General features: G+C 72.2%; 22 protein-coding genes. 16 read left to right on the top strand and 6 right to left on the bottom strand.

Annotated features, from left to right (window positions below):
- Positions 1-103: 103 nt before the first annotated feature.
- From ACFYY6_RS23360 to ACFYY6_RS23350, 3 genes are all read left to right on the top strand, one after another.
- Positions 104-1,501 (top strand): Gfo/Idh/MocA family protein, encoded by a 1,398-nt coding sequence (locus tag ACFYY6_RS23360; protein WP_389194929.1) that lies wholly within the window; start codon positions 104-106, stop codon positions 1,499-1,501.
- Between the two features lie 185 nt (positions 1,502-1,686).
- Positions 1,687-3,591 carry an ABC transporter ATP-binding protein gene (locus ACFYY6_RS23355; protein WP_351625842.1) on the top strand — a complete coding sequence of 635 codons (1,905 nt, stop codon included), beginning with the start codon at positions 1,687-1,689 and terminating at the stop codon, positions 3,589-3,591.
- Positions 3,588-5,369 (top strand): ABC transporter ATP-binding protein, encoded by a 1,782-nt coding sequence (locus tag ACFYY6_RS23350; RefSeq protein ID WP_389194912.1) that lies wholly within the window; start codon positions 3,588-3,590, stop codon positions 5,367-5,369. The genes ACFYY6_RS23355 and ACFYY6_RS23350 overlap by 4 nt, the downstream gene beginning before the upstream one ends.
- A gap of 63 nt (positions 5,370-5,432) precedes the next feature.
- On the opposite strand, the gene ACFYY6_RS23345 is transcribed toward ACFYY6_RS23350, so the two are convergent.
- Entirely contained in the window at positions 5,433-6,224 is a 792-nt protein-coding gene (locus tag ACFYY6_RS23345; protein WP_351625838.1) for a metal-dependent hydrolase, read from the bottom strand.
- A 139-nt stretch (positions 6,225-6,363) separates the two neighbouring features.
- On the opposite strand from ACFYY6_RS23345, the gene ACFYY6_RS23340 reads away from it, so the two are divergent.
- Together ACFYY6_RS23340 and ACFYY6_RS23335 are read left to right on the top strand one after the other, a co-directional pair.
- Positions 6,364-8,877 carry a DEAD/DEAH box helicase gene (locus tag ACFYY6_RS23340; RefSeq protein WP_388651919.1) on the top strand — a complete coding sequence of 838 codons (2,514 nt, stop codon included), beginning with the start codon at positions 6,364-6,366 and terminating at the stop codon, positions 8,875-8,877.
- A gap of 49 nt (positions 8,878-8,926) precedes the next feature.
- The gene (locus ACFYY6_RS23335; protein WP_351516500.1) at positions 8,927-9,799 is read left to right on the top strand and encodes an acyl-CoA thioesterase II; all 873 of its coding nucleotides are present in this window, start codon (positions 8,927-8,929) and stop codon (positions 9,797-9,799) included.
- A 10-nt stretch (positions 9,800-9,809) separates the two neighbouring features.
- Here ACFYY6_RS23335 and ACFYY6_RS23330 read toward each other — a convergent pair whose 3' ends face one another.
- Positions 9,810-10,049: a DUF6011 domain-containing protein gene (locus ACFYY6_RS23330; protein WP_351516502.1), complete on the bottom strand. Its 240-nt coding sequence runs from the start codon at positions 10,047-10,049 to the stop codon at positions 9,810-9,812.
- 164 nt (positions 10,050-10,213) lie between these two features.
- On the opposite strand from ACFYY6_RS23330, the gene ACFYY6_RS23325 reads away from it, so the two are divergent.
- Positions 10,214-10,702, top strand: a complete 489-nt coding sequence (locus ACFYY6_RS23325; RefSeq protein WP_351516504.1) for a glutathione peroxidase — start codon at positions 10,214-10,216, stop codon at positions 10,700-10,702.
- A gap of 48 nt (positions 10,703-10,750) precedes the next feature.
- Here the strand turns inward: ACFYY6_RS23325 and ACFYY6_RS23320 are convergent, their stop codons facing one another.
- Positions 10,751-11,977, bottom strand: coding sequence for an acyl-CoA dehydrogenase family protein (locus tag ACFYY6_RS23320; RefSeq protein WP_351516506.1), 1,227 nt, complete (start codon positions 11,975-11,977; stop codon positions 10,751-10,753).
- A gap of 172 nt (positions 11,978-12,149) precedes the next feature.
- Here ACFYY6_RS23320 and ACFYY6_RS23315 point away from each other — a divergent pair, with 172 nt between their 5' ends.
- Positions 12,150-12,800 carry a TetR family transcriptional regulator gene (locus ACFYY6_RS23315; RefSeq protein WP_351516507.1) on the top strand — a complete coding sequence of 217 codons (651 nt, stop codon included), beginning with the start codon at positions 12,150-12,152 and terminating at the stop codon, positions 12,798-12,800.
- Positions 12,801-12,854: 54 nt separating this feature from the next.
- On the opposite strand, the gene def is transcribed toward ACFYY6_RS23315, so the two are convergent.
- Entirely contained in the window at positions 12,855-13,409 is a 555-nt protein-coding gene (def, locus tag ACFYY6_RS23310) for a peptide deformylase (protein WP_351625830.1), read from the bottom strand.
- Positions 13,410-13,514: 105 nt separating this feature from the next.
- On the opposite strand from def, the gene ACFYY6_RS23305 reads away from it, so the two are divergent.
- The 5 genes from ACFYY6_RS23305 to ACFYY6_RS23285 all read left to right on the top strand — a co-directional run bounded on the left by ACFYY6_RS23305 (position 13,515) and on the right by ACFYY6_RS23285 (position 17,975).
- A complete protein-coding gene (locus ACFYY6_RS23305) occupies positions 13,515-14,753 on the top strand; it encodes a MurT ligase domain-containing protein (protein ID WP_351516510.1) in 1,239 nt (412 codons plus the stop codon).
- A gap of 34 nt (positions 14,754-14,787) precedes the next feature.
- Positions 14,788-15,516: a glutamine amidotransferase gene (locus tag ACFYY6_RS23300; RefSeq protein WP_351516511.1), complete on the top strand. Its 729-nt coding sequence runs from the start codon at positions 14,788-14,790 to the stop codon at positions 15,514-15,516.
- Positions 15,517-15,659: 143 nt separating this feature from the next.
- Positions 15,660-16,685, top strand: coding sequence for a 6-phosphofructokinase (locus ACFYY6_RS23295; protein ID WP_351625825.1), 1,026 nt, complete (start codon positions 15,660-15,662; stop codon positions 16,683-16,685).
- 114 nt (positions 16,686-16,799) lie between these two features.
- Positions 16,800-17,750, top strand: coding sequence for a cytochrome c oxidase assembly protein (locus ACFYY6_RS23290; RefSeq protein WP_351516514.1), 951 nt, complete (start codon positions 16,800-16,802; stop codon positions 17,748-17,750).
- A 66-nt stretch (positions 17,751-17,816) separates the two neighbouring features.
- Positions 17,817-17,975: a hypothetical protein gene (locus ACFYY6_RS23285; protein WP_351625821.1), complete on the top strand. Its 159-nt coding sequence runs from the start codon at positions 17,817-17,819 to the stop codon at positions 17,973-17,975.
- Positions 17,976-18,039: 64 nt separating this feature from the next.
- Here the strand turns inward: ACFYY6_RS23285 and ACFYY6_RS23280 are convergent, their stop codons facing one another.
- Both ACFYY6_RS23280 and ACFYY6_RS23275 read right to left on the bottom strand, forming a co-directional pair.
- Complete coding sequence (locus ACFYY6_RS23280) at positions 18,040-18,435, bottom strand: SSI family serine proteinase inhibitor (protein WP_351625819.1); 396 nt, start codon at positions 18,433-18,435, stop codon at positions 18,040-18,042.
- Positions 18,436-18,681: 246 nt separating this feature from the next.
- Positions 18,682-20,286 (bottom strand): alkaline phosphatase D family protein, encoded by a 1,605-nt coding sequence (locus tag ACFYY6_RS23275; protein WP_389194907.1) that lies wholly within the window; start codon positions 20,284-20,286, stop codon positions 18,682-18,684.
- 308 nt (positions 20,287-20,594) lie between these two features.
- On the opposite strand from ACFYY6_RS23275, the gene ACFYY6_RS23270 reads away from it, so the two are divergent.
- Genes ACFYY6_RS23270 through ACFYY6_RS23255 form a run of 4 tightly spaced genes read left to right on the top strand, consistent with a single transcriptional unit; the run spans position 20,595 to position 26,630 of the window.
- Positions 20,595-23,477: a family 78 glycoside hydrolase catalytic domain gene (locus ACFYY6_RS23270; RefSeq protein WP_389194904.1), complete on the top strand. Its 2,883-nt coding sequence runs from the start codon at positions 20,595-20,597 to the stop codon at positions 23,475-23,477.
- Positions 23,474-24,781 carry an ABC transporter substrate-binding protein gene (locus ACFYY6_RS23265; RefSeq protein WP_389194901.1) on the top strand — a complete coding sequence of 436 codons (1,308 nt, stop codon included), beginning with the start codon at positions 23,474-23,476 and terminating at the stop codon, positions 24,779-24,781. The genes ACFYY6_RS23270 and ACFYY6_RS23265 overlap by 4 nt, the downstream gene beginning before the upstream one ends.
- Positions 24,778-25,737: a sugar ABC transporter permease gene (locus tag ACFYY6_RS23260; protein WP_351516522.1), complete on the top strand. Its 960-nt coding sequence runs from the start codon at positions 24,778-24,780 to the stop codon at positions 25,735-25,737. The genes ACFYY6_RS23265 and ACFYY6_RS23260 overlap by 4 nt, the downstream gene beginning before the upstream one ends.
- Positions 25,734-26,630: a carbohydrate ABC transporter permease gene (locus ACFYY6_RS23255; protein ID WP_389194897.1), complete on the top strand. Its 897-nt coding sequence runs from the start codon at positions 25,734-25,736 to the stop codon at positions 26,628-26,630. Before ACFYY6_RS23260 ends, ACFYY6_RS23255 begins: the two co-directional genes overlap by 4 nt.
- Positions 26,631-26,634: the final 4 nt, after the last annotated feature.

Raw genomic sequence — 26,634 nt, 5'->3', positions numbered from 1 at the left:
ATCGATGAACGACGCAGCACAGCACGACGACGGTACGCAGCACGACGCCACGCAGCACGGAACCCCCCGGCACCACGGCGCGGAGAGCGGCGACCCGGGCCCGATGAGCCGCCGCTCGGTCCTGTGGACGACCGCCTCGGTGGCCGGTGCCGGGCTCGCGCTCGGCGGTCTCGGCACCGGGACCGCGTCCGCCGCCCCCGTCCCGGGCCCGCACTCGGCCGGCGCGGAGCAGGCGTCCGCGCCGCGGCGCCGGGGGCGCACCATGGTGGGGGTTCCGTTCGACCGGCGCTCCACCGTCCGGGTCGGGCTGGTCGGGCTCGGCAACCGCGGTGGCAGCATGATCGACCTCTTCCTCGCCCTGGAAGGCGTACGGGTCGTCGCCGTCTGCGACCCGGTCAGGGCCAAGGCCGAGCGAGCGGCGGCGAAGGTGACCGCGGCGGGACAGCCGTCGCCCGCCGTCTACACCAACGGCGAGAACGACTACGAGAACCTCTGCCGGCGCGGGGACATCGACTTCGTCTACGTGGCGACGCCCTGGGACTTCCATTTCGAGATGGCGAGGACCGCCCTGCTGAACGGCAAGCACGTCGGCGTGGAGTGCCCGATCGCGCTCCGGCTGGACGAGCTCTGGGAGTTGGTCGACCTCTCCGAGCGCACCAGGCGTCACTGCATGCAGTTGGAGAACTGCTGTTACGGCCGCAACGAGATGCGTGTGCTGCGCATGGCGCACGCCGGGCTCTTCGGCGATCTGCTGCACGGCGCGGGCGCGTACAACCACGACCTGCGTGGCCTGATGTTCGATCCGGAGTACTACGAGGGCCCGTGGCGCAGACTGTGGCACACCCGGCTGCGCGGGGACCTCTACCCCAACCACGGCTTCGGTCCGGTCGCCAACTACATGGACATCAACCGCGGCGACCGTGCGGTCAGCATCACCAGCGTCGGCTCCCCGTCGCTGGGACTCGCCGAGTACCGCAGGAACAACATGCCGCCCGGCGACCCGAGCTGGAAGGAGACCTACATCGAGTCCGACCGTACGATCAGTCTCGTCCAGACCGCCAAGGGCCGGGTCATCCGGCTGGAACACGACGTGTCGACCCCGCACCCGTACTCGCGGATCAACAGTCTCGGCGGGACGAAGGGCGTCTTCGAGGACTACCCGGCCCGCATCTACATCGAGCCCGACCACACGAACGACGCCTGGGGCGACTTCTCCCGGTACGCCCAGTGGGACCACTGGCTCTGGAAGGAGCACGCCAACCCGCCGGGCGGACACGGCGGAATGGACTACATGCTGGTGTTCCGGCTGATGCAGTGCATGCAGCTCGGCCTCGTCCCGGACTTCGACGTGTACGACGCGGCGACCTGGACGGCACCCGTGCCGTTGAGCCATCTGTCCATCAAGGCGAAGGGCGCGCCGCAGCAGATCCCGGACTTCACGCGCGGTGAGTGGAAGAAGGCCCGTCCCGGCATGGATTCGGAGAAGCCGGAGGGGATCTGACGGTCGGTAGGCAGGCTGCGGGGCCCGGCTCCGCGGCCCTTCTCCGCCACCGGTACGGCGGCCGGGGCATGTCCAAAACGACTCCCCCGGGGAAAATTCGATTGCTCCGGCCGCCGGGCGGGGACAACCTGGGGCGGGTTTGCGGCTTTCTCCGAGCCGTCCGGCACACCGACCCCTGGGACCTCATGAAGATTCGCGATCTTCCGTACTCGGATCCCGGCGTTCCCGACGTCCGCTCGGGCCCGCGATTCCTGCTCTGGCTGGGGCGCAATCAACTCTGCGGCCAGCTCAAGGCGATGGGGTGGGGGCTGCTCCACCAGTGCGCGCTGGCCGGGTTCTCGCCCGCGGTCGGTTTCGCCGTGCAGGCGGCCGTCGACCGTTCCGGCGCCCGGCTCGCTTGGGCGGGCGCCCTGTTCGCCGTCCTGGGCGTGCTGATCGCGCTGGGCGACACCATGCTCCACCGGACCGCCGTCACCAACTGGATCACCGCCGCCGCGCGCGTCCAGCAACTGCTGGCACGCAAGACCGCGGAGCTGGGTTCGGCACTGACCCGCCGCGTCGCCGCGGGCGAGGTCGTCGCCGTGTCCACCGGCGACGTCGAGAAGATCGGCTGGTTCGTCGAGGCACTCTCCCGCTTCGTCGCGGCCGTCGCCGCGATCGTGCTGATCTGCACGGCGCTCGTCGTCTACCTGCCCTCACTGGGCATGCTGGTGACGCTCGCCGTGCCGCTGCTGGCCCTGGCCGTGCTGCCGCTGCTCCCCCGGGCCGCCCGGCGCGCCGATCTCCAGCGCGAGAAGGCGGGACGGGCGACCGAACTGGCCTCGGACACCGTCGCCGGGCTTCGGGTGCTGCGCGGGATCGGGGGCGAGGAGCTGTTCCTCGGCCGCTACCGCCACGCCTCGCAGGAGGTCCGCCGGGCGGCGGTGCACAGCGCGCGGATGTGGTCGCTGATCTCGGCGGTCCAGGTGCTGCTTCCGGGGCTGCTGCTGGTCTCGCTGGTCGGGTACGGGGCGGCGCTGGCCCGCGACGGCCGGATCGAGGTCGGGCAGCTGGTCACGGTGTACAGCGCGGCGGCGCTGATGCTGTTCCCGCTCCGCCGCGTCGAGGAGATCGCGATGGCGTACTCCTTCTCCCGGCCCTCCGCCCGCCGCGCGGTGCGGGTGCTCTCGCTGCGCCGCACCGACCCGCCCGCGGCCACTGGCTCCCCGGCTGCCGCGACCGCGCCCTTCGGCGACCTGTACGACCCGGTCACCGGGCTGCTGGCACCGGCCGGTCTGCTCACCGCGGTGGTCTGCGGCGACCCGGACGAGGCGGGCCGCCTGGCCGAACGGCTCGGTGGCCACGCCCCTGCGGGAACGGGCGCGGACACCGCGACCGGCACCGGCCCGGACCAGGGCCCGGACGAGGGCGCGCCGGAACGTAGGGGGGCCGGTGCCGCGACCGGGCCGCAGCCGCCGTCCGTCCTCCTCGGGGGCGTGGCCCTGGACGAACTCCCGCTGGACGCGGCCCGGACCGCCGTACTGGTCCAGGACAAGGATCCGGTGCTGCTCTCCGGCACCCTGCGCGAGCTGCTGGACGTCCCTTCGTCCGGGCGGGTGCCCGCCGACGAGGCGTTGTCGGCCGCCCGGTGCGGCGATGTGCTGGACGCGCTGGCGCAGGCGCCCACCGCCTCGGACGGCGACCCGATGACGGCCCGCATCACCGAGCGCGGCCGTTCGCTCTCGGGCGGGCAGCGCCAGCGGCTCGCCCTGGCGCGTTCCCTGGTGACGGATCCGGAGGTGCTGGTCCTCGACGAGCCGACCTCGGCCGTCGACTCCCACACGGAGGCCGGGGTCGCCACCGGGATCAAGGAGGTGCGCCGGGGACGCACCACCGTCGTACTCGCCTCCTCGCCGCTGCTGCTCGACGCGGCGGACCGGGTGGCACTGGTGCGCCGGGGCACGGTCGTCGCGGCCGGAACGCACCGTGAACTGCTGCACACGGAACCGCGCTACCGGGCGGTGGTCACGCGCGAGACGGACGAGGAGATCGCGGACCGGGGCGCCCGGGGCCCGCACGAAGCCGACGAGGAAATCGAGGAGCGGGCATGATCGGCGTCGCGAAACCCTCCCACGACCCGGCGGCGCCCGAGTCGGCGACGACCCTGCCGGTGGGCACCCCCGCCACGGTGCGGAGCTACGTACGGGAGCTGCTGCGGCGCCATCGCGGGCCGTTCGCGCTGCTCGTCTCGTTCAACGCCGTCGCGGTGATCGCCTCGGTCGTCGGCCCGTACCTGCTGGGCGGGCTGGTCCAGGACCTCGCCGACGGCGTCGGTGACCTGCGTCTGGAGCGCACGGTCGCGGTGTTCGCGCTGGCGCTCGTCGTGCAGACGGTGTTCACCCGGCTGATGCGGCTGCGCAGCGCGATGCTCGGTGAGGAGATGCTCGCCGATCTGCGCGAGGACTTCCTCGTGCGGTCGGTGCGACTGCCACCGGGTGTGCTGGAGCGCGCGGGTACGGGCGATCTCCTGTCCCGGATCACCACGGACATCGACCGGCTGGCCGAGGCGATGCGCGAGGCCGTGCCGCAGCTGACGATCGGCGTGGTGTGGGCCGGGCTGCTGATCGCCGCGCTCACCGCGACGGCCCCTCCGCTGGCGCTCTCGGTCCTGGTCGCGCTGCCGCTGCTGGTCCTGGGCTGCCGCTGGTACTTCCGGCGGGCGCCTTCCGCGTACCGTTCGGAGGCCGCCGGATACGCGGCGGTGGCGGCGGTCCTCGCGGAGACGGTGGACGCCGGGCGGACCGTGGAGGCCCACCGTCTGGGGGCGCGCCGGGTGGCCCTGTCGGACACCCGCGTCGGGCAGTGGACCGCGTGGGAGAGGTACACGCTGTTCCTGCGTTCCGTGCTGTTCCCCGTCATCAACGTCACCTATGTGCTGATCCTCGGTGCGGTGCTGATGCTCGGCGGCTGGTTCGTGCTGGAGGGCTGGCTGACCGTCGGCCAGCTGACGACGGGTGCGCTGCTGGCGCAGATGATGGTGGACCCGATCGGACTGATCCTGCGCTGGTACGACGAGCTGCAGGTGGCGCAGGTGTCGCTGGCGCGGCTGGTCGGTGTCCGGGACATCGAGCCGGACACGGGCGACGCCGGGGTCCTCCCGGACGGCCGGGACGTGCGGGCCGACGAGGTGCGCTTCGGCTACCGTGCCGGGCTGGACGTCCTGCACCGGGTGTCCCTGGACGTGCCGTCGGGCACGCGCCTGGCGCTGGTCGGTCCGTCCGGGGCGGGCAAGTCCACCCTGGGCCGGCTGCTGGCCGGGATCTACTCCCCGCGCACGGGTGAGGTCACGCTGGGCGGCGCGCGGTTGTCGCGGATGAGGGCGGAAGACGTACGGACCCATGTGGCGCTGGTCAATCAGGAGCACCACGTGTTCGTCGGGTCGCTGCGGGACAATCTGCTGCTGGCGCGGGCGGGTGCCGAGGACGCGGAGCTGTGGGCGTCGCTCGCGGCGGTCGACGCGGACGGCTGGGCGAGGGCCCTGGAGAAGGGGCTGGACACCGAGGTCGGTTCCGGCGGTCTGGCGCTGACCCCGGCCCAGGCCCAGCAGATCGCCCTGGCCCGGCTGGTCCTGGCCGATCCGCACACGCTGGTGCTGGACGAGGCCACGTCGTTGCTGGATCCGCGGGCCGCCCGGCACCTGGAGCGGTCACTGGCCCGGGTTCTGGAGGGCCGTACGGTCGTGGCGATCGCCCACCGGCTGCACACCGCGCACGACGCGGACGTGATCGCGGTGGTGGAGAACGGCCGGATCAGCGAGCTGGGCAGCCATGCCGCGCTGGTGGCGGCGGACGGCGCGTACGCGGCGCTGTGGCGGTCCTGGCACGGCTGAGGCGCCGGGCCCGGCCCGTCCCTCGCGCGCCCCGACCGCCGCGGCCGGGGCGCGCGGCGCGGATCAGAAGACGTTCAGCGCGGCCGCCCCGCCCAGCCCGCCGAGCACCGTGAACACCGGCATCAGCACCTTCAGCTCGACCCAGCTGCCGGCCCTGAACCGCATGGCCTTCGGCGGTCCGACCGGGTACCAGCGCTTGCGGCCCACCGGTATCGGCCACAGGATCGGGCAGCCCGACACGGTCAGCGCGTCGCCGATGTCGTGGACGAGGGCGCCGAGGACGATCGGCAGCCCGAGCCACAGGTACTCCTGGCCGGGGGCGGTGAACAGCCAGTCCGATCCGTTCCCCGGCTGGTCCAGCACGCCCGCCAGGATCCAGGCGCTGGTCGCGCCGAGCAGCCACACCAGCACGTCGCTGGACATCCGGGCGGCCCGCCACAGCAGCCCTTCGACGGCCAGCACCAGGTGGACGAAGAGGATCCCGAGGACCGCCCACCGGCCGCCGGTGATCGCCGCGACGGAGGCCCCGCCACCGACCAGGACCGCCCAGAGCCAGGTGTGGGTCAGGGTCCGGTGACCGCCGTTCCTGCGCGGGTCGCCGGAGCCCCGGGTGGCCTTGTACACGGCGTGCGAGAGCGTGTCGACGACCTCGCAGAGCCACCGGGAGACCGGCCCGAAGGAGCGGGAGATCGTCGCGGACTTGTGGTCGAGGTCCGGGGCGAGCGCCGCCCCGGCCGTGATCAACGCCCCTACGACGAGCACCGGCCACGGCATCGCGTGGTCCGTCGCCGAGACCGCCGCGCCCACCCCCAGCCAGGCCGCCGCCCCGGACAGTGAGTGTGCCGGTCCCATCATGGTGCTTCCCGCCCCCAGTTCCGTGTCGCCGCCACGACCGCTGCGGCGCGGCCGAGTTGAGTGGGAAAGCGTATCGTCCGTGATCTTCATACAGTCGTCCGGTTCCCTCATCCGGGCGGAAGGCAGGCAAGATGGGGGCGTGACCCTTATCGATCAGCTGCCCCCGACCGACGACCCCGACGCCCTCTTCGAGGCTTTCTCGTCATGGACCGAGACCCGGGGCATCTCCCTCTATCCGGCTCAGGAGGAGGCGCTGATCGAGGTCGTGTCCGGGGCGAACGTGATCCTCTCCACCCCGACCGGCTCCGGGAAGAGCCTGGTCGCGGCCGGTGCGCACTTCACGGCGCTGGCCCAGGACAAGGTCACCTTCTACACCGCGCCGATCAAGGCCCTGGTCTCGGAGAAGTTCTTCGACCTCTGCAAGCTGTTCGGCACGGAGAACGTGGGCATGCTCACCGGCGACGCCTCGGTCAACGCCGACGCCCCGGTGATCTGCTGCACGGCCGAGGTGCTGGCGTCCATCGCGCTGCGTGACGGGAAGTACGCGGACATCGGCCAGGTCGTGATGGACGAGTTCCACTTCTACGCCGAGCCGGACCGCGGCTGGGCGTGGCAGATCCCGCTGCTGGAGCTGCCGCAGGCCCAGTTCGTCCTGATGTCGGCCACGCTCGGCGACGTCAGGATGTTCGAGGAGGACCTGACCCGCCGTACCGGCCGTCCCACGTCCGTGATCCGCTCCGCCACCCGGCCGGTGCCGCTCAGCTACGAGTACCGGCTGACCCCGATCACCGAGACCCTCACCGAGCTCCTGGACACCCGGCAGGCTCCCGTCTACATCGTGCACTTCACCCAGGCCGCGGCCGTCGAGCGGGCGCAGTCGCTGATGAGCATCAACATGTGCACGAAGGAGGAGAAGGAGAAGATCGCCGATCTGATCGGCAACTTCCGCTTCACCACCAAGTTCGGCCGGAACCTGTCGCGCTACGTGCGGCACGGCATCGGGGTGCACCACGCGGGCATGCTGCCGAAGTACCGGCGCCTGGTGGAGAAGCTCGCCCAGGCCGGTCTGCTGAAGGTGATCTGCGGCACGGACACGCTCGGCGTCGGCGTCAACGTCCCCATCCGTACGGTGCTGTTCACGGCGCTCACCAAGTACGACGGCACCCGTGTGCGCACGCTGCGCGCCCGGGAGTTCCACCAGATCGCGGGCCGGGCCGGGCGGGCCGGTTTCGACACGGCGGGCTTCGTCGTGGCACAGGCGCCCGAGCACGTCATCGAGAACGAGAAGGCGGTCAGGAAGGCGGGCGACGACCCGAAAAAGAAGCGCAAGGTGGTCCGCAAGAAGGCCCCGGAGGGCTTCGTCGCCTGGTCGGAGACCACCTTCGACAAGCTGATCCAGTCCGATCCGGAGCCGCTCACCTCCCGCTTCAAGGTGACGCACACGATGCTGCTGTCCGTGATCGCGCGCCCCGGCGACGCCTTCGAGGCGATGCGGCGCCTGCTGGAGGACAACCACGAGCCGCGCAAGGCGCAGCTGCGCCACATCCGCCGGGCCATCGCGATCTACCGCTCGCTGCTGGACGGCGGTGTGGTGGAGCGGCTCGACGAGCCGGACGTGGAGGGCAGGATCGTCCGGCTCACCGTCGACCTCCAGCAGGACTTCGCGCTCAACCAGCCGCTGTCCACCTTCGCGCTCGCCGCGTTCGACCTGCTGGACCCCGACTCCCCTTCGTACGCCCTGGACATGGTCTCCGTCGTCGAGTCGACGCTGGACGACCCGCGTCAGATCCTCGCCGCGCAGCAGAACAAGGCGCGCGGCGAGGCGGTCGGGCGGATGAAGGCCGACGGCGTCGAGTACGAGGAGCGGATGGAGCTGCTCCAGGAGGTCACGTACCCGAAGCCGCTGAGCGAGCTGCTGTGGCACGCGTACGACGTGTACCGCAGGAGCCACCCGTGGGTGGGCGACCACCCGGTGTCGCCGAAGTCCGTGATCCGCGACATGTACGAACGCGCCATGACGTTCACGGAGTTCACCTCCCACTACGAGCTGGCCCGCACCGAGGGCATCGTGCTGCGCTACCTGGCGAGCGCGTACAAGGCGCTGGAGCACACCGTCCCGGACGACCTCAAGTCCGAGGACCTCCAGGACCTGATCGCCTGGCTCGGCGAGATGGTCCGCCAGGTGGACTCCAGTCTGCTCGACGAGTGGGAGCAGCTCGCCAACCCGGAGCTGGAGACCGCCGAGGAGGCGCAGGAGAAGGCCGACGAGGTGAAGCCGGTCACGGCCAACGCCCGCGCGTTCCGGGTGCTGGTGCGCAACGCGATGTTCCGCCGGGTCGAGCTGGCCGCGCTGGACCAGGTCGCCGAACTGGGCGAGCTGGACGGCGAGTCGGGCTGGGACGAGGACGCGTGGGGCGAGGCGATGGACGCCTACTGGGACGAGTACGACGACCTTGGCACAGGCCCGGACGCGCGCGGCCCGAAGCTGCTGAGGATCGAGGAGGATCCCGCGCACGGAGTGTGGCGGGTCCGGCAGACGTTCGCCGACCCGAACGGCGACCACGACTGGGGTATCGGCGCGGAGATCGATCTGGCCGCCTCCGACGAGGAGGGGCGCGCGGTCGTCCGCGTCACCTCCGTCGGTCAGTTGTGAGGGCGTACGCCCTGAGGGCCGCGCCGCTGCGAGAGTGGAGACGAACCGCATGACGAACCCCGCCGAACGTCTGGTCGACCTGCTCGACCTGGAACGGATCGAGGTCGACATCTTCCGGGGGCGCAGCCCCCACGAGTCGCTGCAACGGGTGTTCGGCGGCCAGGTCGCCGGGCAGGCGCTGGTCGCGGCGGGGCGGACCACGGACGGGGACCGGCCGGTGCATTCGCTGCACGCGTACTTCCTGCGTCCGGGACGCCCGGGGGTGCCGATCGTCTACCAGGTGGAGCGCATCCGGGACGGCCGGTCGTTCACCACCCGCCGGGTCACGGCCGTTCAGCAGGGCCGGACGATCTTCAGCCTGACGGCGTCGTTCCACCGTCCGGAAGAGGCCGGTTTCGAGCATCAGCTGCCGCCCGCCCGGGAGGTTCCCGGCCCGGAGGAGCTGCCGACGGTCGCCGAGGAGGTGCGGGCGCATCTCGGGGAGCTGCCGGAAGCGCTGGAGCGGATGGCCCGCCGCCAGCCGTTCGACATCCGGTACGTCGACCGGCTGCGCTGGACGCGGGACGAGGTGAAGGGGGCCGACCCGCGCAGCGCGGTGTGGATGCGCGCGGTCGGGCCGCTGGGCGACGATCCGCTGGTGCACACCTGCGCGTTGACGTACGCCAGTGACATGACGCTGCTCGACGCGGTCCGGCTCCCGGTGGAACCGCTGTGGGGTCCGCGCGGCTTCGACATGGCGTCGTTGGACCACGCGATGTGGTTCCACCGGCCGTTCCGGGCGGACGAGTGGTTCCTCTACGACCAGGAGTCGCCGATCGCGACCGGTGGTCGGGGGCTGGCGCGCGGCCGGATCTACGACCGCGCGGGCAACCTGCTGGTGTCCGTGGTGCAGGAGGGGCTGTTCCGGGCCCTCGGCTCGTAGCCGTACCGCTTCAGACGCCGGGCAACGGGTCCTGCTCGACCTCATGGCGGCGGGTGCGGATGTCCGGGGGCGCGGGGTGCAGTTTGGCGTCGCAGGAGGGGCCGAGGCCGGCACGGCGCGACTCCGTCCCCGTGAGGGGGCGGCCGCACAGGCGGCAGCGCACCGTCCGTCGGCGGGGTGTCCGGTCGGCTGTGCCGTCCTCGGCCGCGGGCTCGGCGCCTGGTTCGAAGAGGGGTTCTGCGGGGTCCACGGCACGATCCTCCCAGGCGGGCGTCTGCTCTGCGACTTCCCGGCGGCGCTCGACGCGAGGGGTTCATGGGTGAGCACCCCGGGCGACCCGGCGTTCGAGTTCGTGTCGATCAACCGGCGGGCAGGACAATGGCTGTTGGAAGCCACCCTCACAAGGAGCGCCGCATGACTCTGTACGACATCCCCCTGCGCACCCTCTCCGGCGAGCCCACCTCGCTCGCCGAATACCGCGGCCGCGCGGTCCTGTTGGTGAACGTCGCGTCCCAGTGCGGGCTCACTCCGCAGTACGCGGGCCTGGAACGGCTGCAGAAGTCGTACGCGGACCGGGGCTTCACCGTGCTGGGCGTGCCGTGCAACCAGTTCGCCGGCCAGGAGCCCGGGAGTCCGGAGGAGATCGGGACCTTCTGCTCGACGACGTACGGGGTCACCTTCCCGTTGCTGGAGAAGACCGAGGTGAACGGCGAGGGACGCCACCCGCTCTACGCCGAGCTGACCGCGCTGGCGGACGCGGACGGCGAGGCGGGCGATGTGCAGTGGAACTTCGAGAAGTTCCTCATCTCGCCGACGGGCGAGCCCGTCGCGCGGCTGCGTCCGGGCACGGACCCGGAGGCCGCGGAGCTGGTGGCCGCCATCGAGGCCCAGCTGCCCGTCTGACGGCCGGCTCCGCGCGGGCCCGCACCTCCCGCGGGCCCGCGCGCCGCGTCAGCGGATCTGCATGCCGGAGAGGGTGCGGGCGATCACCAGGCGCTGGATCTCGCTCGTGCCCTCGAAGATGGTGTAGATCGCCGCGTCCCGGTGCATCCGCTCCACCGGGTACTCGCGGGTGAAGCCGTTGCCACCGAGGATCTGGACGGCCTGTGCGGTGACCTTCTTGGCCGTCTCGCTCGCGTAGAGCTTGGACATGGAGCCCTCGGCCGAGGTGAACGGCTTGCCGGTGGCGGCCATCCAGGACGCCCGCCAGACCAGCAGCCGGGCCGCGTCGATCTGCGTGCGCATGTCCGCGAGCTGGAAGGCGACGCCCTGGTTGTCGATGATCGGCCGGCCGAACTGGGTGCGGGTCTTCGCGTAGTCCAGTGCCACCTCGTAGGCGGCGCGGGCGGTGCCGACCGCCATGGCGCCGACAGAGGGGCGGGACGCCTCGAACGTGGCCATCGCCGCGTTCTTCACCCGCTCGCCGCCGGACGCGGCGCGCTCCCGGGCCCTGGCCAGCCGCTGGTCGAGCTTCTCCTTGCCGCCGAGCAGGCAGTGCCCGGGGACGCGCACGTCCTCCAGGACCACCTCGGCGGTGTGCGAGGCGCGGATGCCGTGCTTCTTGAACTTCTGGCCCTGGGAGAGGCCGGGGGTGTTCGGCGGCACGATGAACGAGGCGTGCCCCTTGGAGCCGAGCTCGGGGTCGACCACGGCGACGACGACGTGCACGTTGGCTATGCCGCCGTTGGTCGCCCAGGTCTTGGTGCCGTTCAGCACCCACTCGTCCTTCGCCCGGTCGTACACCGCGCGGGTGCGCATCGAGGCGACGTCGGAACCGGCGTCCGGTTCGGAGGAGCAGAACGCAGCGACCTTGACGTCGTCGGCGTCGCCGTACATCTGCGGGATCCAGGTGCCGATCTGCTCCTCGGTGCCGTTGGCGAGGACGCCCACGGCCGCCAGGCCCGTACCGACGATCGACAGGGCGATGCCCGCGTCGCCCCAGAACAGCTCCTCCATCGCCATCGGGATGCCGAGCCCGGTGGGGTCGAAGAACTGCTGGGCGTAGAAGTCGAGGGAGTAGATGCCGACCTTGGCCGCCTCCTGGATGATCGGCCAGGGGGTCTCCTCACGCTCGTCCCACTCCGAGGCCGCCGGGCGGATCACGTCGGCGGCGAAGCCGTGGAGCCAGTCGCGTACCTGCTTCTGGTCGTCGTTGAGTTCGAGCGTGAACTCGGCCATGTTGCCCCTCCAGGTATTGCCCTGAAATCAATGGTTACTTGCGGTAACAGAAGTCTGTTACCGGTAAGTAGCCCGTGTCAACCGGACGGGTGCCGATCCGCGCCCCGCGGGGTGGGGTGTTACGTTGCGCAGGCACGACGCACGGGAACGGCGGGGGCGGGGAGAGGGCGACATGGAGACCACACGACGGGCCGAACGGCAACGGTCAGCGGCCGAGAACCGCCGCCGCGAGCTGCTGGAGGCCGCCGACCGCGTGGTGCTCAGGGACGGGCCGGGCGCCTCGATGAACGCCATCGCGGCGGAGGCCGGGATCACCAAGCCCATCCTCTACCGGCACTTCGGCGACAAGGGCGGCCTCTACCGCGCCCTCGCCAAGCGTCACACGGACGCCCTGCTGATCGCCCTGCGGGCGGCGCTCGACGCGCCCGCCGAGCGCCGGCGGCGCGTGGAGTCGACGCTCGACACCTATCTCGCGGCCATCGAGGCCCGGCCGCAGGTCTACCGCTTCCTGATGCACCCCTCCGACGACTCGGCGGCCTCGGCGGAGCGGGGCTTCGACATCGGGCGGCACTCCGCCCCGCTGCTGCGCAGACTCGGCGAGGAGCTCGCCAAGGTGATCGCCGAGCGGGTGGACCTGGGACCGGACGGCGAGGCGATGGCCCGCATCTGGGGTCATGGCATCGTCGGCATGATGCACGCCGCGGGAGACTGGTGGCTGGGGGAACGGCCCTGCTCCCGCGAACAGTTGGTCCGCAGCCTGGCGGATCTGCTGTGGGGCAGGCTGGCCGCCGTGGACGACCGGCCCGGGGGCCCGGGGTTCTGAGGGTGCGGCCGACCGCACCCCGCGCCCGGCTCGCTCGTCCGCGCCCGCTCCGCGTCAGCCGCCCCGCGCCCAGGGTGCCCGGCGGGCCGCGCGCAGCGCCCTGGACCGGCGCAGCCCGGTGAGCCGGTCGGTGTAGACCCTCCCGTCGAGGTGGTCGCACTCGTGCTGGAGGCAGCGGGCGAAGAAGCCGGTCCCGACGATCCGGACGGGCTCGCCCCCGAGGGTCGCGCCCTCGACGACGGCCCGGTCGAAGCGCGGGGTGCCGGCCTCGACGCCGGGGAGCGAGAGGCAGCCCTCCGGGCCGCGCACGGTGACGCCGTCCGCCTCGACCAGACGCGGGTTGACGACGTGTCCGAGGTGCCGGACGTCCTCGTCGTCGGGGCAGTCGTAGACGAACACGCGCCGCGGCACACCGATCTGATTGGCCGCGAGCCCCACGCCGCCTGCCGCGTACATGGTGGCGTACATGTCCTCGACGAGGCGGGCGAGCGAGGGGCCGAAGTCCGTGACGGGATCGCAGGCGCCATGCAGCACCGGGTCTCCGAGCAGGCTCATGGCGCGAACCAGTCCGGAACTGCCGGGGATCGGGCGGTTTCGCATGGCGGCCATCGTACGTTCCGGCCGCCCCGGGCGGTCCCGGCGGTGCCGAGGTGCGGCGTCCGGGCCGGACATCGATAGGCTGGGCGCGGACCGATGCAAGGAGGATCTAGGACGATGGCAGGCAACACGGAGCCGCTGTCGCCGCGGGCCAAGCTGGCCGTGACGGCGGGCAAGGCCGCGGCGGCGGTGTCGCGCGCCGCGGGGCGCGGCAGCGGATCGGTGATCGGCGGCCGGGTGGCGCTCAAGCTCGACCCCGACCTGCTGGGGCGACTGGCGCAGCACCTGGACGTGATCCTCGTGTCGGCGACGAACGGCAAGACGACGACGACCCGGCTGATCGCCGAGGCGCTGCGGGCCGCGGGCCCGGTCGTGTCCAACGCGCTCGGCGCGAACATGCCGGCCGGTATCACCTCGGCGCTGGCGGGCGGCTCGGACGCGCAGTACGGCGTGATAGAGGTCGACGAGAAGTACCTCGCCGGGGTCGCGCGCGACACGACGCCCAAGGTGATCGCGCTGCTCAACCTCTCCCGCGACCAGCTGGACCGCGCCGCGGAGACCCGGATGCTCGCGGAGAAGTGGCGCGAGGGCCTGTCCGGCTCGAAGGCCGTGATCGTCGCCAACGCGGACGACCCGCTGATCGTCTGGGCGGCGTCCTCGTCCCCCAACGTGGTGTGGGTGGCGGCGGGTCAGGCGTGGAAGGACGACGCCTGGTCCTGCCCGTCGTGCGGCGGCGTGATGCAGCGCCCCGGTGACGACTGGTTCTGCGGCGAGTGCGGATTCCGCCGCCCCGCCCCCAGCTGGGTCCTGCACGGCGACTACGTCCTGGACCCGCACGGTTCGGCCTGGCCGATCCACCTCCAGCTGCCCGGCCGCGCCAACAAGGCCAACGCGGCCACGTCGGCCGCGGTGGCCGCGGTCTTCGGTGTGCCGCCGCAGGTCGCGCTGGAGCGCATGTACCAGGTGCAGGCCGTGGCCGGCCGGTACGACGTGGTGACGTTCCTCGGCCGCGAACTGCGGCTGCTGCTGGCGAAGAACCCGGCCGGCTGGCTGGAGACGTTCTCCCTGATCGAGCCGCCGCCAACCCCGGTGGTCCTGTCCGTCAACGCCCGCGGCGCGGACGGCACCGACACCTCCTGGCTGTGGGACGTGGACTACACCCAGCTCGCCGGCCACCCGATCTTCGTGCTCGGCGACCGCAAGCTGGACCTCGCGGTCCGGCTGGAGGTGGCCGGTCTCGACTTCCGGGTCTGCGAGAGCCTCGACGAGGCCGTGCAGCAGGCCCCGCCCGGCCGTATCGAGGTCATCGCCAACTACACCGCCTTCCAGGATCTGCGCCGTCGTGTCGGCAACTGACCCCGGCCCCGGCCACCTCCGGAGAGGACGAAGCATGAGCAACAACGGTCTGCGTGTCGTCTGGGTGTACCCGGACCTCCTCAGCACCTACGGCGACCAGGGCAATGCGCTGGTGGTCGAGCGCCGGGCGCGGCAGCGCGGTCTCGACGTGCAGCGCGTCGACGTCCGCAGCGACCAGCCGATCCCGACGTCCGGCGACATCTACCTGGTCGGGGGCGGCGAGGACCGGCCGCAGCGCCTGGCCGCGGAGCGGCTGCGCCGCGACGGCGGACTGAACCGGGCCGCCTCCAACGGCGCGATCATCTTCTCGGTCTGCGCCGGGTACCAGATCCTCGGCCACGAGTTCATCAACGACCTCGGCGAGCGCGAGCCCGGCCTCGGGCTGCTCGACGTGGTCTCCACCCGCGGCGAGGGGGACCGGTGCGTCGGCGACGTGCTCGCCGACATCGACCCGCGGCTCGGCCTGCCGCCGCTGACCGGGTTCGAGAACCACCAGGGCGTCACCCACCTCGGGCCGACGGCGCGGCCGTTCGCCCGGGTGCAGTTCGGCCGGGGCAACGGCACCGGGGACGGCACCGAGGGCGCGTACAACGACACCGTCTTCGGCACGTACATGCACGGGCCGGTGATGGCGCGCAACCCGCTGATCGCGGACCTCCTGCTGAAGCTGGCGCTGGATGTCAACGCCCTGCCGCCGACGGACGACCGCTGGTACGACGCGCTGCGCGCCGAGCGCATCGCCTCGGCGACCCAGCCCGCCTGATGAGGCACTTTTCGCTCAGCTGAGCGGCGTCCAGCAGGCGGACGCCCGGTTCGGTCCCGCCACCCCGCGCCGGTAGGGTGGCGGGCATCCAACCGGACGACGGGGTCCGGTCGTCGGCCCACGTTGCAAAGGTTTCCCGGGCAATGCGAATTGGTGTACTCACCTCCGGCGGCGACTGCCCCGGCCTGAACGCCGTCATCCGTTCCGTCGTGCACCGCGCGGTGGTCGACCACGGCGACGAGGTCATCGGCTTCCACGACGGGTGGAAGGGTCTCCTGGAGTGCGACTACCGCAAGCTCGACCTCGACTCGGTCGCCGGCATCCTCGCCCGCGGCGGCACGATCCTCGGTTCCTCCCGGGTCCAGCCCGCCCATCTGCGCGGCGGCGTCGAGCAGGCCAGGGGGCACGTCGCCGACCTCGGTCTCGACGTGATCATCCCGATCGGCGGCGAGGGCACGCTGAAGGCGGCCCATCTGCTCTCCGAGGCGGGCCTGCCGATCGTCGGCGTCCCCAAGACCATCGACAACGACATCGCCGCCACCGACGTGACCTTCGGCTTCGACACCGCCGTCGGTGTGGCCACCGAGGCACTCGACCGGCTCAAGACCACCGCCGAATCGCACCAGCGGGTGCTGATCGTCGAGGTCATGGGCCGCCACACCGGCTGGATCGCCCTGCACTCGGGCATGGCGGCCGGGGCGCACGCCATCGTCGTGCCGGAGCGGCCCTTCGACATCGACGAGCTGACCCAGGTGGTCGGCAAGCGCTTCTCGGCCGGCAAGAAGTTCGCGATCGTCGTCGTCGCGGAGGGCGCCAAGCCGCGCGAGGGCTCCATGCAGTTCGAGCAGGGCGCCAAGGACATCTACGGGCACGAGCGGTTCACCGGCATCGCCACGCAGCTCTCCACGGAGCTGGAGCAGCGTCTGGGCAAGGAGGCCCGCCCGGTGATCCTCGGTCATGTGCAGCGCGGCGGCACCCCGACGGCGTACGACCGTGTGCTCGCCACCCGATTCGGCTGGCACGCGGTGGAGGCGGCGCATCGCGGCGAGTTCGGGATGATGACGGCGCTGCGGGGCACGGACATCACGCTGGTGCCGCTGGCGCGGGCCGTCGAGACGCTGAAGACGGTCCCGGCCGAGCGGTACGCCGAGGCCGAGTGCGTGCTCTGACCTCCTGCCCTCGCCCCGCACAACCGCCCCCGGTCGCAGCCGTGACCGGGGGCGGTTCTACTCTGGTCGGGACAACCGGCGCGTATCGGGGACGTCCACAGCGGGAGTGAACAGATGGATCACAGCGGGCACGGCATGAACATGGATCTGCCGCCGTTCACGCTGGAACGGGGGCTCCAGTTCTCCCCCGACGCGTTCTTCCTCATCGGCTGCCTTCTCGCACTCGGCCTGTACGGGTACGGCGTGCTGCGGCTGCGCGGGCGCGGGGACGCCTGGCCGGTGGGGCGGACGGTCTTCTTCTTCGTGGGCGTGCTGAGCATCGCCCTGGTGATGTGCACCAAGCTGAACGACTACGGCATGGTCATGTTCAGCGTGCACATGGTGCAGCACATGGTGATCAGCATGCTGTCGCCGATCCTGGTGCTGCTGGGAGCCCCGGTGACCCTGGCACTGCGCGCGCTGCCGGTCGCGGGCCGCGGTCGTACCGGCCCGCGCGAGCTGCTGCTCAAGCTGCTGCACAGCCGGTACATGAGGGTCATCACGCATCCGGTCTTCACGATCCCGATGTTCATCGCCAGCCTGTACGCGCTGTACTTCACTCCGCTGTTCGACTTCCTGATGGAGTCGAAGACCGGGCACATCGCGATGATGGTGCACTTCCTCGCGGTCGGCCTGGTGTTCTTCTGGCCGATCATGGGCGTGGACCCGGGTCCGCACCGGCCGGGGTACGTGATGCGGATGCTGGAGCTGTTCGCGGGAATGCCGTTCCACGCGTTCTTCGGCATCGCGCTGATGATGGCCACGACGCCGATGGTCGACACCTACGAGCACCCGCCGGCCTCGCTCGGCATCGACGCGCTGAGCGACCAGAGCGCGGCGGGAGGCATCGCCTGGGCGTTCAGCGAGATTCCCTCGGTGCTGGTGCTGATCGCGCTGGTCTTCCAGTGGTACCGCTCCGAGCAGCGGGCGGCGAAGCGTTCCGACCGCTCGGAGGAGCGGAACGGCGACCGGGAGCTTCAGGCGTACAACGCCTATCTCGCCTCCTTGCAGACGCGCGGCCGGTAGCGGCGGGCCCGCCTCCGGGGTGACGATGGCACCCACGGCCGCGTGGCCGGTGAGGAGGGTGCGGACATGGCCCGGTCCACGAAGTCCATGGGCGTGATCACCATGGTCGCCCTGGTGGTGGTCACCGCGTACACGGTGGCGCTGGGGAACAGCGGCTGGCTCTGGTTCGGCTGGGTGGTGCTCGGGCTGATCACCCTGGGGATGGCCGCGACGCGCCGGTCCTGAGCCGCCGCCCTCCCGCCCGGTCCGCCCAGGGACGGCCCGGGCGACGCGGCCCCGGCGGTCCGGTTCAGAAGCGGAAGACGGGCCCGGTGGCGACGTCCATCTCGCAGGGGTTGGGGAAGGTCCGGCGCCAGGAGACGCGGCGCCCGTCCCAGATGCCGGTGGCCTCGGCCGTCACCGGGTCGGACTCCTTGGTGCACAGGTGCGGGTCGCCGGGCAGGGCGTCGAGATCGCCGTCCGCCGCCGCGAGGTCCGCGCAGGCGGCGACCGCGTGGGGGTGGTGGGTGCCGGGCACCGGCGGGCAGAGCAGCCGGACGCCCCTGATCCAGGTGTTCCCGCCGCCCGAGACGGTGAGGAGGAGGTTCCCCTTCTGCACCGGCTTCCCGGGCGGGGCGGCCACCGCGGGGGCGGCGGCGGTGAGGGTGAGCAGTACGGCGGTGGCGAGTACGGTGCGCAGACGCATCGGGTTCTCCTGTGACGAGGGACGGGCGCCCCCGGACGGGCCGGGCGTGTCCCGGACGGACCGGGAACGCGGCCTTCGGGGAACCCCGCATGGTGCTCGTGGGGGTTCGCCCGGACAAGGCGCCGCGCCACCGGTGCCCCGTCCGGACGCGGGCCGTGCGCCCGGACGGAGTACCGGGCGGTCCGCGTCACCGTGCGGTGCCCGCGCCCGCGCAGGCTCCCCCGGCAGGAGACTCCGGTACCCCCGTCAGGCGGGCCGGACCCCGGGGCGGCCCGCCTCGGTCACGAGCGAGAGCCGGGTCGAGACGGGGGCACCGGGCGTGGTGACGTACGGGAGCACCCGGAAGTCGGCCCGGCACCGCTCCCGGGTGAGCGAGCAGCGCACGTAGCCGCGCTGGAAGTTGGTGAACCTGATGTGCTCGTTCGCGGCGAGGAGCCGGGCGCCGGACGGGTCGAGGTCCATGCCGTCCTTCGAGGTGGAGATGGACGAGCCGACGAACTCGACACCGAGCGTGGGTGATTCCGGGTCGTCGAAGTCGCGCTTGAGATCGGCGGCGAGGTGACGGTGCATGTCGCCGGTGAGCACGACGGGGTTGTTCACCGAGCGGTCGGTGATCTCCTTGAACAGCCGCCTGCGCGCGTCGACGTAGCCGTCCCAGAAGTCCATCACGAACGACTGGCCGGGGCCGGGGTCGGTGTCGACCTGGGACACCGGGATCTGCTGGGAGATCATGTTCCAGGTGGTGTCGGAGCGGCCGAGGCCCCGGTACAGCCACTGTTCCTGCTCCGGGCCGAGGACGGTCCGGCCGGGTGCCAGCCGCTCCGCGCAGCCGCTCCTGGTGCCGTCGCCGCAGGGCTGGTCGTCGCGGAAGAGCCTGGTGTCGAGGATGTGGAAGGTGGCCATCCGGCCGTAGCGCAGGCGGCGGTACATCCGGGCCTCGAAGCCGTTCGGTCTGTTCCCCAGCCTCAGCGGCAGATGTTCGTAGTACGCCTGGAAGGCCGCCGCCGCACGCCGCCGGAAGACCGCCGGGTCCTGGTCGGGTTCGTCGTCGGTCTTGGACCGGTCCCGCGCCCAGTTGTCCTCCACCTCGTGGTCGTCCCAGACGAGGGCGAACGGATGGGCCCGGTGGGCGGCCATGAGGTCGGGGTCGAAGCGGTGCAGGGCGTGGCGGTTGCGGTACTCCACGAGGGTCGTCGGCTCGGGGCGCAGTTCGGCGGCGACGGGGATGCCGCGCACGCCGCCCATGGCGTCGATGGGGTTCTCGTAGATGTAGTCGCCGAGGTGCAGGACCAGGTCGACGTCCTCCGCGGCGAGGTGCCGGTAGGCGGTGTAGAAGCCCTCGAACCACGCCTGGCAGGAGACGAAGGCGAAGCCGAGTTCCTTGGGGCGGCCGTCCGGCGCGGGCGCGGTGCGGGTGCGGCCGACGGGGCTCAGCACGCCTCCGGCGCGGAAGCGGTAGTAGTAGTGCCGCCCCGGTCGCAGTCCGGAGACCTCGACATGGACGGAGTGGGCGAGTTCGGGCACCGCCCGCGTGCTCCCCCGGCGCACGACGGTCCGGAAGCGTTCGTCCTGGGCGACCTCCCATTGGACGTCGACGGATTTCGGGGGCATGCCACCGGTCCCGTCGGGGGTCAGGGGCCGGGGCGCCAGACGCGTCCACAGCACCACCCCGTCCGGCCAGGGATCGCCGGAGGCCACGCCGAGGGCGAACGGGTCGTCCCGGAAGGGCGTGTCGCCCCACGCGTCGGACGCGGTCAGCCCGGCCGCGGCGAGGGCCATGCCGGCCGCTCCGCCGATCATCGCCCGTCTCCCGAGCCCCCTGGTGCCGCCCGTCCCATTGTTCATACGCATGAAACTCGTCCCTTCGTCGGGCGGGATCCCGTCCGGTACGAGGTGGGATCGGCGCGTGATTTCACGTCCACCCATGTGGTAATCACACGCTGAATATCACACGGGATCAACCGCCACAAGACCGCATGCTGGGGGCGCAATGCCCTTCCACAAAGGGAAGTTGGGTGGAGTTCGACCAGGTGATGGGGCGTCCGGGGCAGGGCCGGAGCATACCCTTGACACCCCTTTGAGGTGCTCCTAGTCTCCACGCCACAGAATGGCCGTTAGATTTCACATCGGGAAACTCGGGGCGACGGAAGGACGTGCTCGTGTCCGGTTCCTCGGCAGTGGACGCGCCCGTTACCCGCTCCGCCGGAGGCGGCCCCGAGGAGCACCCCGGGCCACGGCCCCTCGGACTGTCCGGTCTGCGGTGCGAGCACCGCACCACGCCTCTGGGAATCGACGAACCGTCACCGCGGCTGTCCTGGCGGTCGGCGTCCGGGCTGCGCGGCGACGACCCCGTGGCCCACCGGGTCCGGGTCGCCGAGCGCCTCGCGGACCTGGACCGGGACGAGCATCTGCGGTGGGACACCGGCCGGGTGACGGACGCCGGCGCCGTCGCCGTCGTGTACGCGGGGCCCGCCCTGCGGGAACACACCCGCTACCACTGGCGGGTGTCCGTCTGGACCGCCCGCGCGGCACGGCCCGTCGACGCCACGTCCTGGTTCGAGACCGCCTTTGTCTGCGGCGCGCCCTGGCGTGCCTCCTGGATCGCCCACGACCCGCGTCCGGTCGCCGTGATGGACGCCCCCACCGAGGGCTCCCTCGCGCTCGACGGTCACGGGCTCGCGCCGTGCCCCCTGTTGCGGCGCGCCTTCACCGCCCCGGCCGTCGCACGCGCCCGGCTCCATGTCACTGCCCGCGGCCTGTACGAGGTCCGGCTCAACGGGGCGCGGGTCGGGGACGCCGAACTCGCGCCCGGCTGGACCGACTACAACCGCCGCATCCAGTACCAGACCTACGACGTCACCGCCCTGCTGCGGGACGGCGAGAACGTGCTTTCCGCGACCCTCGCCGACGGCTGGTGGAGCGGGTTCGTCGGCTTCGAGCCGCGCAGGGCCGGGGCCCACTACGGCTCGTCCCCCCAGTTCCTGGCCGAACTCCACCTCACCGGTGCGGACGGCCGGAGCAACGCCGTCGTCACCGACGGCACCTGGCGCACCGGGACCGGAGCCGTGCGTCACGCGGACCTGCTGATGGGCGAGTGCCACGACCTGCGGTACGCGGCCGAGGGCTGGGAGCTGCCCGGCTTCGACGACTCCGGCTGGTCACCGGCGCTGGTCGTCGAGACCGACCACCGGCTGCTCGTGGCGTCCGTCGACGAGCCCGTCCGGGCGACGGCCCGGCTCGGCCCGCGTGCGGTCACCCGCCTCTCCCCCGACACGCACGTGGTCGACTTCGGGCAGAACCTCGCGGGCCGGGTGCGGCTGCGGATCGGTGAACTGGCCGCCGGGGCGCGGGTGGTGATCCGCCATGCCGAGGCACTGGACGGGTCGGGCGGGCTCTACACGGCGAATCTGCGCACCGCCTCCGCGACCGATGTGCTCGTCGGGGACGGCCGCCGGGGCATCGTGTTCGAGCCGCGTTTCACGTATCACGGGTTCCGATACGCCGAGATCCGCGGGCTTCCGGAACTCGCCGCCGACGACGTCGTCGCCGTGGCCCTGCACAGCGATACGCCGTGGGCCGGGGAGTTCGACTGCTCGGACCCCGAGCTGCGGCGCCTCCACGACTGCGTGGTGTGGGGGCAGCGCTCGAACTTCGTGAGCGTCCCCACGGACTGTCCGCAGCGCGACGAGCGGCTCGGCTGGATGGCCGACGCGCAGGTGTTCCTGCCGACGGCCGCGCTCAACGCGGACGTGGCCGCGTTCTTCACCAAGTGGCTGCGCGACGTGGACGACGCCCGCACCCCCGACGGCGGGTTCGGCAACGTGGCCCCGCGCCTGGCCGGGGTCGCGGACGAGGGGGCGCCCGGCTGGGGCGACGCCGGAGTGATCATTCCGTGGCACCTCCACCGGGTCTACGACGACGACCGGTTCCTGTCCCGCGCGCTGGACGGCATGTGCGCCTGGGTGGAGCTGATCCGCCGTCACAACCCGGATCTGGTCTGGCGCCGACGAGTGGGCCCGCACTTCTCCGACTGGCTCGCCCCCGGCACCCCCACCCCCCGCGACGTCGTCGCCACGGCGTACTTCGCGCACAGTGCCCGGCTGACCGCCCGGGCCGCGGGCGTCCTGGGCCGCGAGGAGGTCGCGGCCCGCCACCACCGGCTGGCCGACGCCGTCCGCGCCACGTTCATGGAGCGCTTCGTCACCGTCGCGCACTCCCCGGGCGGCGGCCGGCCGACGGTACGCGTCGCCGGGGACACCCAGACCGGCTGTCTCCTCGCGCTCGCCTTCGACCTGGTGCCCCCCGACCTCGTCGACGGGGTCGCGGACCGGCTCGCCGAACTCGTGGAGGCCGCGGGGCCCGCCCTGCTGACCGGGTTCCTCGGGGTCGCGCTCGCCGCGCCCGTCCTCGACGCGCACGGACGGGCCGACCTCGCCCACGCGCTCCTGCTGCGCGACGAGGTCCCGTCGTGGCGGTTCCCGCTGCGGCACGGCGCCACCACCGTCTGGGAGCGCTGGGACGGGTGGACCCCGGACGCGGGCTTCCGGGCGCCGTCGATGAACTCCTTCAACCACTACGCGCTCGGCTCGATCGGCGAGTGGCTGTACCGCGGTGTCGCGGGGCTCGACCAGGCACCGGACTCGACCGGTTACCGGCACCTCCGGATCAGGCCACGGCCCGGCCCCCTGCGCCAGGCGCGGGCCCGTCACGAGTCGGTGCGCGGCACGATCGAGGTGGGCTGGGAGTGCGACGGCGGCCGGATCTCCCTGTGCGTCCTGGTGCCGCCCGGCTCCACCGCCGACGTGTACGTGCCCACCACGGACCCCCGCTCGGTCCGGGAGTCGGGAGCGGTACCGGGCGCCGACGACGCCCACGTCACCGAGCTCGCGTCGGCCGCGGACCACGTCCTGTACCGGGTGTCCTCCGGCCTCTACCGCTTCACCGCCGCCCTTCCGCCGCCGGACCCGCACGTCGGCTCCGCCCCGGTCCGCCCCGTACCAGCACCTCCGCCCGCCCGTTCGCACGAGGAGGACACACCATGACGACGGGTTCCCGGGACCGGCCCGGCCGGGGCGCGTTCGGCCGCCGGGGGTTCCTCCGGGCCGGTGGCTCGCTCGCGGCGCTCGCGGCGCTTCCGCCCGTGCTGACGGCCTGTTCCTCCTCGGACGACGGCTCCGGAGAGCTGCGCGTGGTGGGCGTCGCCGACCAGCAGAAGCCCTTGGAGGAGATGGCCGGGCGGTACCGCGCCGCCCACCCCGGCGCCCGGTTCGCGACCTCCTTCGCACCCACGGACCAGGTGCAGACGCTGGTGCGCACCCGGCTCGCCGGCGGCAACGCCCCCGACGTCCACGTGCTCTACCCCGGCAGCGGCAGCGCCATGTCGATGGCCGAACTGGCCCGCGCCGGGCTGCTCGCCGACCTCAGCGGCCAGCCGTGGACCGATGAGGTCCCGGAGAACTTCCGCTCCGCGTACCGGCGCGAGGGCAGGACGTACCTGTACTCGGCGGGAAGCAGCGTCATCGGCGCCATCCACAACAAGCGGGTCTTCGCCGAGGCGGGCGTCGAACCGCCCCGGACCTGGAGCGAACTCCTCGACGTGTGCGCCAGGCTGAAGGCAAGAGGCGTGGTGCCGATCGCACTCGGCGCGCAGACGCCCTGGGTCACCCAGCTGATCACGTACGCCCTGGTGCCCAACGCCGTCCACGCGCAGAACCCCCGCTTCGACGCCGACATGGCCGCGGGGCGGGCACACTTCCGCGGCTCCGGGTGGGCCGACGCGCTGGGCAGGTACCAGGAGCTGCAGCGCCGCGGCTTCTTCAACGCGAACCCCAACGGCACGACCTACGAGCAGCAGACCGCGATGGTCGCGGGCGGAAAGGCGGCGATGGCCGTGCAGGTCTCCGCCGTGCTCGCCGGCTTCCGTCAGGCCGCCAGGGCACCGGACGACCTCGGCATGTTCCCGTTCCCCGGCAACGACGACGCGTCGGACCAGTGGATCCCGGCGGGGGTCGTCGTCGGCCTCGGCGTCTCCGCACACTCCCGGAGAACGGCGTCGGCGAAGGAGTTCGTCGAGTTCCTGGGCCGGCAGGAGAACGTCGAGCGCTGGGCACGTTCCGTGGCCGCGATCCCGTTCCGACGCGGCCCCTCCACCCGCGTCGACCCCGTGCTCGGGGAATTCCTGCCGCTCATCGACGCCGGCCGGGCGGTCCCGTTCATGGACCAGAACTGGCCCAACCCCGAGGTGCAGCCCGCCCACTTCGCCGCCGTGCAGGACCTCCTCGCGGGGAAGACGGACGTCGACGGCGCCCTGGGACGGATGGACGAGGCGTACGGGAAGACGCCGTGACGGGCACGTTCGAGCGGTCCGTGCCCGCCGCCACCGGCCGGTCCGGTGCCGGGCCGCGACCCGGTGCCCGCCCGGCCCGGCACCGCGACCACACCGCCCCGCCCTGGCGGTTCGTGGTCCCGGCGCTCGTCGTGTACGGCCTCGTCGTGCTGTACCCGAGCCTGGCCGGGGTGATGTACGCCTTCACCGACTGGTCCGGCATCGGCGGCTTCTCGTTCACCGGCCTGGACAACTTCCGCACCCTGCTCGACGACGAGCGCGCGCTGGGGTCCGTCGGCAACACCCTCCTGCTCACCGTCGCCGTGGTCGTCGTCCAGAACGGCATCGGACTGCTGCTCGCGCTGGGCGTCCACGCCCGCCTCAGGTCCCGGGCCGTGCTGCGGCTGGTCTTCTTCGCACCGGCAGTCGTCAGCCCCGTCATGGTCGCGATCCTGTGGAAGTACGTCTACAACCCGGAGAACGGCGCCGGTCTCAACGGCCTCCTGGGGGCGGTCGGGCTCGGCGGGCTGCGCCAGGACTGGCTGGGCGATCCCTCCCTCGCCCTGTGGTCCGTCGCGGCCATGGTCGTGTGGCAGTACGCCGGGTACTCGATGGTCGTCTTCCTCGCCGGACTCCAGGGCGTGCCCGCCGAACTCCACGAGGCCGCGCGCATCGACGGCGCCGGTGCCTGGCAGCGCTTCCGCCACGTCACCTGGCCGCTGCTGGCACCGGCCCTGACCATCAACGTGATGCTGTCGACCATCGGCGGGCTCAAACTCTTCGACCAGGTCTACGCCGCCACCAACGGCGGCCCCGGCACGGCCAGCGAGACCCTGTCGACCGTGCTGTACAAGGAGGCGTTCGTCTACGGGAAGTTCGGCTACAGCACCGCCGTGGCCCTGGTCCTCGCCCTGTTCGTCGCCGCGGTCTCGCTGGTCCAGCTCCGGGCCCTGCGCGCGAGGGAGGTCACCGCGTGAACGCCACGCCGACCCCGCCGCCCGTGAAGGCGCGTCCCGGGCACCGGAGCCGGAGCCGGAGCCGGGCCGCCTCCCGGCACGGATACGGGCCCTACGTCCTGGAACTCGTCATGGCGGCCGTCGCCGTCGTGTTCCTGTTCCCGGTGTACGCGCTGGTCACCCTGGCGCTGAAGGACCCCCGACAGATCGCGGACTCGCCGCTCGCCCCGCCCTCGCCGCCCACGCTCGCCAACTTCGGCGACGCCTGGTCCTCCGCGTCGCTCGGCCCTGCCCTGGTCAACAGCACGGTCATCACCGCCACGAGCCTGCTGCTCCTCGTCGTCCTGGGCTCCACCGCGGCCTGCTTCCTCGCGCGCCGCGCCCGCGGCGTCGGCCACGGGCTGTACGTCCTCTTCCTGCTCGGCATCGTGCTGCCGTTCCAACTGGGCATGATCCCGCTCTACGAGCTCGTCGACGGCCTGGGCTGGCTCGGCACGTACCAGGGCATGGTGCTCTTCTACACGGGCATCCAGCTGCCGTTCACCGTCTTCCTGTACACCGGATTCATCCGGGCCCTGCCGTCGGACTACGCGCAGGCGGCGCTCATCGACGGCTGCGACCACCGCCAGGCGTTCACCCGGGTCGTCTTCCCCCTGCTGCGTCCCGTGACCGGCACGGTGATCATTCTGAACGCCGTGTTCGTCTGGAACGACTTCTTCACCCCACTGCTGTATCTGGGCGGGTCCGGCAAGGAGACCGTGCCCGTGGGGGTGTTCGCCTTCGTCGGCCAGTACGTCTCCGACTACGGGCTCGTCTTCGCCGGACTCGTGCTGGCCGCGCTGCCGGTCCTGGTGGTGTTCGCGCTCCTCCAGCGCTATGTGATCAAGGGATTCGCGGGCGGCCTCAAGGGCTGAGGGG

It is taken from the genome of Streptomyces sp. NPDC001750 (genome assembly GCF_042892615.1).
GTDB lineage: Bacteria > Actinomycetota > Actinomycetes > Streptomycetales > Streptomycetaceae > Streptomyces.
The sequence above is the reverse complement of the archived record's forward strand: the minus strand, read 5'-3'. Positions and strand labels throughout refer to the sequence as shown.